This window comes from Rhizobacter koreensis (assembly GCF_013366375.1).
Classification (GTDB): domain Bacteria; phylum Pseudomonadota; class Gammaproteobacteria; order Burkholderiales; family Burkholderiaceae_C; genus Schlegelella_A; species Schlegelella_A koreensis.
In genome coordinates, this window is the sequence record NZ_JABWMJ010000035.1 from 1 (window position 1) to 5,332 (window position 5,332).

Genomic DNA, 5,332 nt, shown 5'->3' on the forward strand with positions numbered 1-5,332 from the left:
CAGGGGCTCAACCGGGGCGCCTCCGGCGGCCTGGCAGGGGCCCGGGATTGAAGAACTTCAAACCGCAGCCAATCCACTTAACTCAGGCCGCTGCGTGTTCAAACCAGCGGAGCCGGCTCTCACCCCATCGTCACGAGTCAGCCGTCCAGGTGGACTGCGCCGGTCCCGCGCGCGTGGTCTGCCGCATGAAAGCCGCGCGAAGAGCGGTGGGCGCGGTGGGCCTCTGTATCGGCATCCGCAGATGAAGCGTCTTACCCTCAGCCTCTCTTACCAGCGCCGTCATGGTGTCGCCATGAATGGGCTTTGCAATCAAAGCGTCGAATAGGCATCCTGGCGAGGTGCTGAGCCCGTTGCGGCTGTCATGGCCAGCCAGGCCGATGACCATTGCCAGCGAACTTGAATCCTGCAGCCGCATGTGGCGCACAACATCGCAGCTGTACATGCCGAGCATGTCAAGAGCGATGATGACCAAGTGCGGCTCCAACTGCGCCGCCAAAGCCAAGCCAGCCGGGCCATTCTGGCAATCAACGGCGTGACATCCGCTGGCATCAAGCTGATGGCACAAGGATTTCGCGGCATCCACCTCATCGTCGAGTACCAGAACCCGGAGCGCCGATGCAGAGAACACGTCTTTCAACTTGCTTCATGGAAGTGCGCTGCGACTCGCAGCGACGCATCAGCGTACTCCTCCAGGGCGCCATCCATGCAGGTCTCGCCGACGTAAGCGTCACTTTGTGCAACCGGCGGCAAGGAAGCAAGGAAGGCTCAGGTGATCAGGTGCCGTGTCGAGTGGGCCCGCATGGGAGTCCTGCAAAGCCGTCGTCAGCGGACGAGCTACCCACACCAGGTAGGGAAGCGAAACAGGCGTGGGGTCACCACGCCTGTTTCTTCCGAGCTACTTTTAGCTTACTGCGGCGTCACCACCGTGCGGATCCACGCCGGGGCGCCGCTGGTGAGGTCGCCGACCTTCACGTTGCGGAACGCGTTTTCGGTGTCGGCGCCGTAGTTGGCGGCGGCGGTGACCGCCGTCAACAGTTGCTGGTACGCCGGCGCGGTGGCGGCCGTGAGCCGGAGCTCGACCAGGCCGTCCGACGCGATGCTGTTCACCGAGTTCCCGCCGGTGAGGTTGGTCATCATGTAGCTGCCGGCCGGCAGGGTCTGCTGGATGCGCATGACCGTGCGGCTGGCTGCGTGCAGGGCGCTGGTGCGCCCGTAGGCGCCGCTGCTGTGACCGCCCGGGCCGAGGAAATCGATCCGTACCGCGCCGGTCTGCTGCGCGAAGGCGGAAAGGCTTGCCGCGGCGAGGCCGGCAAAGACGAGCGATCGAAGTGCTTTTCTCATATCAGTGACTCCTTGTCTCTCAGCGCGCGGCTTCGCGCGTGCGCCGACCGATCGGGCCGGTGGACGGTTGGACGATGGTGCCGTCGGCCGCATGGAAGCCCGAGACGGTGAGGACAGCGGTCAGCACCCGGTGCATCCGCGACACCTCGTTCGCGGGGTCGCCGCGCGTGCCCCACTCCCAGAAGGCATGGCCGCCGCCACCGCTGGCGTTCGAGCTCAGGCTGAACTGGTACGTCGGGATCCCGGTGTTGGCCGGCACGTTGTCGTTCAGGCTGCCCGAACCGGTGCCCACGTTCAACGACGTCGACTGACCGGTCGCGATGCCCGACTGGATGCCGGCATGCGTAGCCGGGCTGTCGTAGCTTTCTGCGACGTAGGCCGGGCGGAGGCCGTACCAAACCTGCGCCATGCTCACCGCGTTCGCGGCGCCCGAGACGAGGCCGTAGCGTGCGTTCTCGGCGTCCTGACCGGCCTTGAACATCGGCTGGATCACGTCGCGGATCTCGTTGAGCGTCTCGGTGACGGGCGAGCGCATGTCGACTTCCAGCGAGCAGCTCGGCACCACGCTGCTGCCGGCCGGGATCGGCTCGCAGCTGGCGCGGCCCACCGTGTAGGTGGTGCGCGGCGCGCCCGGACGCAGCTCGCTAGGCGTCTTGACGTCCGAGATCCTGGCGATCGCGGCCGCCATGGCTTCGACGGCGCTCGGCTGGGTCGGGCCGGGGTTCGTCGGAGCCGAGAATTTCATTTCGAAGCGGTAGCTGCCGAGGAAGTTGAGGATGCCGCCGCCTTCGAGGCCGAAGTTCGCCACCACGTTGAGCGGGTTGGAGCCGGTGCCCAGGTCCTGCTCGAAGCCGTACAGCTGCTTCATGCCAGCCAGGTTGCCCTTGCCCTCTTCACCTGCCGTGCCGCAGATCCAGACGTCGTACACCGGGCGGATGTTGTGCTTCTTCATCCCCGCGGCGAGGATGAACGCGTTCGTCGTGCTGCTCATCATGTCGCCGTAGCCCGGCACGTAGATGCGCACGCCGCCACCGTTGGCGGCCGTCGTTGCATTGGTGAACCACTGGCTGGCGATGTTGTAGTTGGTGTTCTCGATGACACGGCCGTTTGAGTCGAACGACAGCTCCTCGGGAATGGCGGCGAGCTGTACGGGTGTTTCCACGATCGGCTGCGCGTAGGGCTGCAGCTTGATGTGGTTCCACGGGTCGCTCGCGGGGGGCTGGGTCTCCGGGTTCACCACGTCGATGTGGCCTTCCAGGATGACCTTCGGGAACTCGCCCTTGTAGCTTTGCGCATCGGGGCGGCTCGAGTACGAGCCCTTGATGCGGACGCACGCGTTGTAGACCGGCAGGCCGTCAACGATGTTGACGTCGGTACCAGGCAGGAAGCCGTCGTTGCGCGTCGTGATGTCCGACGGGTCGAAGCCGAAGTCGGTGACGAGGCGACGGTGGATTTCAGCTACTGAGCGGTACTCCTCGCGCGACGGCGAGGGGATCCGCACCAGCTCGAGGAAGTTGTTCCAGCGCTTCTTCGCCATCTCCGGCGTGCGCTGCTCGGTGAGCAGCGCAGCGATCTGCGGATCGTTGGCGATCTTGGAGGCGGCGGTCGCGACGTCGGCCGGCACCGTGGTGCGGTTCAGCGCGGCGGTGGAGTTGGTGATCGACCAGACCAGCGCGGCCGCGTTGAACGGCTGTGCGCGATCGTGGCGGAGCTTGATGGTGCCGTGCGGCTCGACCGTGTCGTTGGCTGCCAGCTCGCCGATCGGCACCAAGCCGCTGACGACCGTGGTGCCGGCGCCGGCGCCGGTCAGCGCGGCCATGCCGTTGGTCAACGCCGTGGCGTTGTTCTTGAGGACGATGGTGTAGACGTAGTCGTAGACCGTACGGCTGACGCGTGTCTCGCTCACCATGCGCAGGGTGATCTCGCGGCCGTCGGCCAGCACCGTGGTGGCGCCGCCGCCGATGGCGAGCGCGGTCTTCGTGTCGTCAGCAGCCGAACCCGTAACGGTGTCGTTCGACGAGCCGCCGCCACCGCACGCGGTCACGGCGATGCACGCAGCCGCGATGAGACTCGGCTTGAACAGGGTAGAAGTCTTCATGCCGTCACCTCCTTGTTGGTGGCGTGGGTCTTGCGAACGTAGGCGCGGCCCGAGCGCAGGCCGATGAAGGCGAGGCCGAGCGCGGCGAGCAGGGCGGTGGCGGGCTCGGGGATCGCGGCGATGGTTGCGTTGCCGGCGGCCAGCACATTGAAGCTGGTGTCGTACACCAGGAACGGCAGCGCGCCCGGCATGCCGCCCGCGTAGTTGAACGAGACGCCGAACCCGCCGACCGACTGGCCCGGGGCCAGCGTCGCGGTCACGTTGCGCAGGAAGCTGTCGAGGTAGCCGGGGTCCGAAAGGTTGGCGTCGGGCTGGAACACCATGCTGTCCCATGCGGCCGGCGAAGACACCAGCTGCAGGTTGGTCGCGCTCGGAAAGTCGACGCTGAACCCGGCGAAGCGGGCGATGTTGGCGTCGTTGGTGACCGTCAGGTCGGCGCGCCATGTATTGATGCCGATCGAGGTGTACGTGCCGCTGATCACTGCGGCTTGCGAGGGCAGGGCGGCGAACGTCAGGGCCGCCGCGGCAGCCACTATCAAAGGAACCTTCAATTTATATCCTCCGGTTTGCATTCAATGCGTTGATATCTTGGATATCTGACGAAGAAGGGGCCGTGGGCTCGGCTCCGCCGTCGGAGTGCCTTCGCAGCGTGCGCATACCCGCCTTCCTCGTGATTTACTTGCGAATTGGTCCGACCATCACCCTTTCGCATGATGTATGCCAGTAGGGATTAACGCGCGGACTGCACAGCTACGACGCCCAATGCAACGCGACGGAAAACCGTCGATTCAATGCACCGATGGAACGGGTTTCCGTCACTCCGGCGCGCACCGTGGACGACGCGGAGCCTCGTAGCGAGGCTGATCGGCAAGCGAGGCTGCGCATGCCGTGGCGGCGGTGAGTGCTAGTTATCATCCGTGCGGGGGCCAGTCCAAGAACCAGCGCCTAGATCTTCGCAGGCGCATACGCGGTTCAGCGCAGTGCAGCGCTGAGCTCCAGTCGCAGCGTAGGTGGCCAGCGCACATGCATCCGCGCCCGCCACCAAGCGACAGGGACGCGTAGGAGCGGCCACGCGCGTAGAGCCGGCTATGCTGCTGCGCACGATGCACGAGCCTTGCCGTTCTTAGTGCCTCGAAGCTCCCCTCGCAGCCACTGTCAAGGCGGAAAATTCATTGGCGAAAACCTGCGCGCCGGTCTTTAGCGGGGCGAACGCGAGGGCGGGTTCTTCAGACGAGGGACAAAGATGCTTGGAGCTTGGAGCACCTTCGGAGCCGGTGCACCGCCGCGTGAGGGTGAGTCAATAGTTTGGGTTCTGCAAACCTATCTGCCCACAACGTGGAACCAGCATCCGCTGGGGCGCGTCGTCTGCGCAATCTATCGAAACGGCTCGCTCATCGACCAAGATGGCAACGTCACCGTAGCTCCCCAGGGCAGCCCCTGGACCTCCTTGCCGCATCATAGCTGGCAGGAACGTCGCGCAGCGCCACGAGCGGCGGAGTTTGAGACTCCCGCTTAGCGGCGAGCGCCGAGTGTGTGCGTCGAGCACCAGCGCCGAGGATGTCGTGGCCAAGCGAGGTCGTTGATACGCGTCGCGGCGCCATTTACCGGCTCATGAGCCCGCCGGGCGTGAGATGAGAACGAGACGCAGCCGATGAGGCAGGCCGAAGCCGCGCACCTGGCGCAGTTCGCCGAGGTGATCCAGGCGCTGAGCTTCGTGAGGAGCGCGCCGTGAACGCACCGCGCACAGACGCTCTGCATTTGGTGGGCAATAGAGCCGGCTCCGCTGGTTTGAACACGCAGCGGCCTGAGTTAAGTGGATTGGCTGCGGTTTGAAGTTCTTCAATCCCGGGCCCCTGCCAGGCCGCCGGAGGCGCCCCGGTTGAGCCCCTGTAC

General features: G+C 65.5%; 4 protein-coding genes. All 4 read right to left on the bottom strand.

Translation table 11 applies throughout. From position 1 onward, the window contains the following. Positions 1 to 130 precede the first annotated feature (130 nt). The 4 genes from HQN59_RS25695 to HQN59_RS25710 all read right to left on the bottom strand — a co-directional run bounded on the left by HQN59_RS25695 (position 131) and on the right by HQN59_RS25710 (position 3,990). Positions 131 to 628: a response regulator gene (locus tag HQN59_RS25695; protein ID WP_342451324.1), complete on the bottom strand. Its 498-nt coding sequence runs from the start codon at positions 626 to 628 to the stop codon at positions 131 to 133. A gap of 278 nt (positions 629 to 906) precedes the next feature. After that, positions 907 to 1,341 (bottom strand): peptidase M20, encoded by a 435-nt coding sequence (locus HQN59_RS25700; RefSeq protein ID WP_176071981.1) that lies wholly within the window; start codon positions 1,339 to 1,341, stop codon positions 907 to 909. 19 nt (positions 1,342 to 1,360) lie between these two features. Continuing rightward, positions 1,361 to 3,439, bottom strand: coding sequence for a zinc-binding metallopeptidase family protein (locus HQN59_RS25705; RefSeq protein WP_176071982.1), 2,079 nt, complete (start codon positions 3,437 to 3,439; stop codon positions 1,361 to 1,363). Beyond that, positions 3,436 to 3,990, bottom strand: a complete 555-nt coding sequence (locus HQN59_RS25710) for a PEP-CTERM sorting domain-containing protein (protein WP_176071983.1) — start codon at positions 3,988 to 3,990, stop codon at positions 3,436 to 3,438. The genes HQN59_RS25705 and HQN59_RS25710 overlap by 4 nt, the downstream gene beginning before the upstream one ends. Positions 3,991 to 5,332 lie beyond the last annotated feature (1,342 nt).

Excerpts from the sequence above, each read along its gene's own strand:
- HQN59_RS25705 (WP_176071982.1), bottom strand. The coding sequence starts at position 3,439 with ATGAAGACTTCTACCCTGTTCAAGCCGAGTCTCATCGCGGCTGCGTGC.
- HQN59_RS25700 (WP_176071981.1), bottom strand. The coding sequence starts at position 1,341 with ATGAGAAAAGCACTTCGATCGCTCGTCTTTGCCGGCCTCGCCGCGGCA.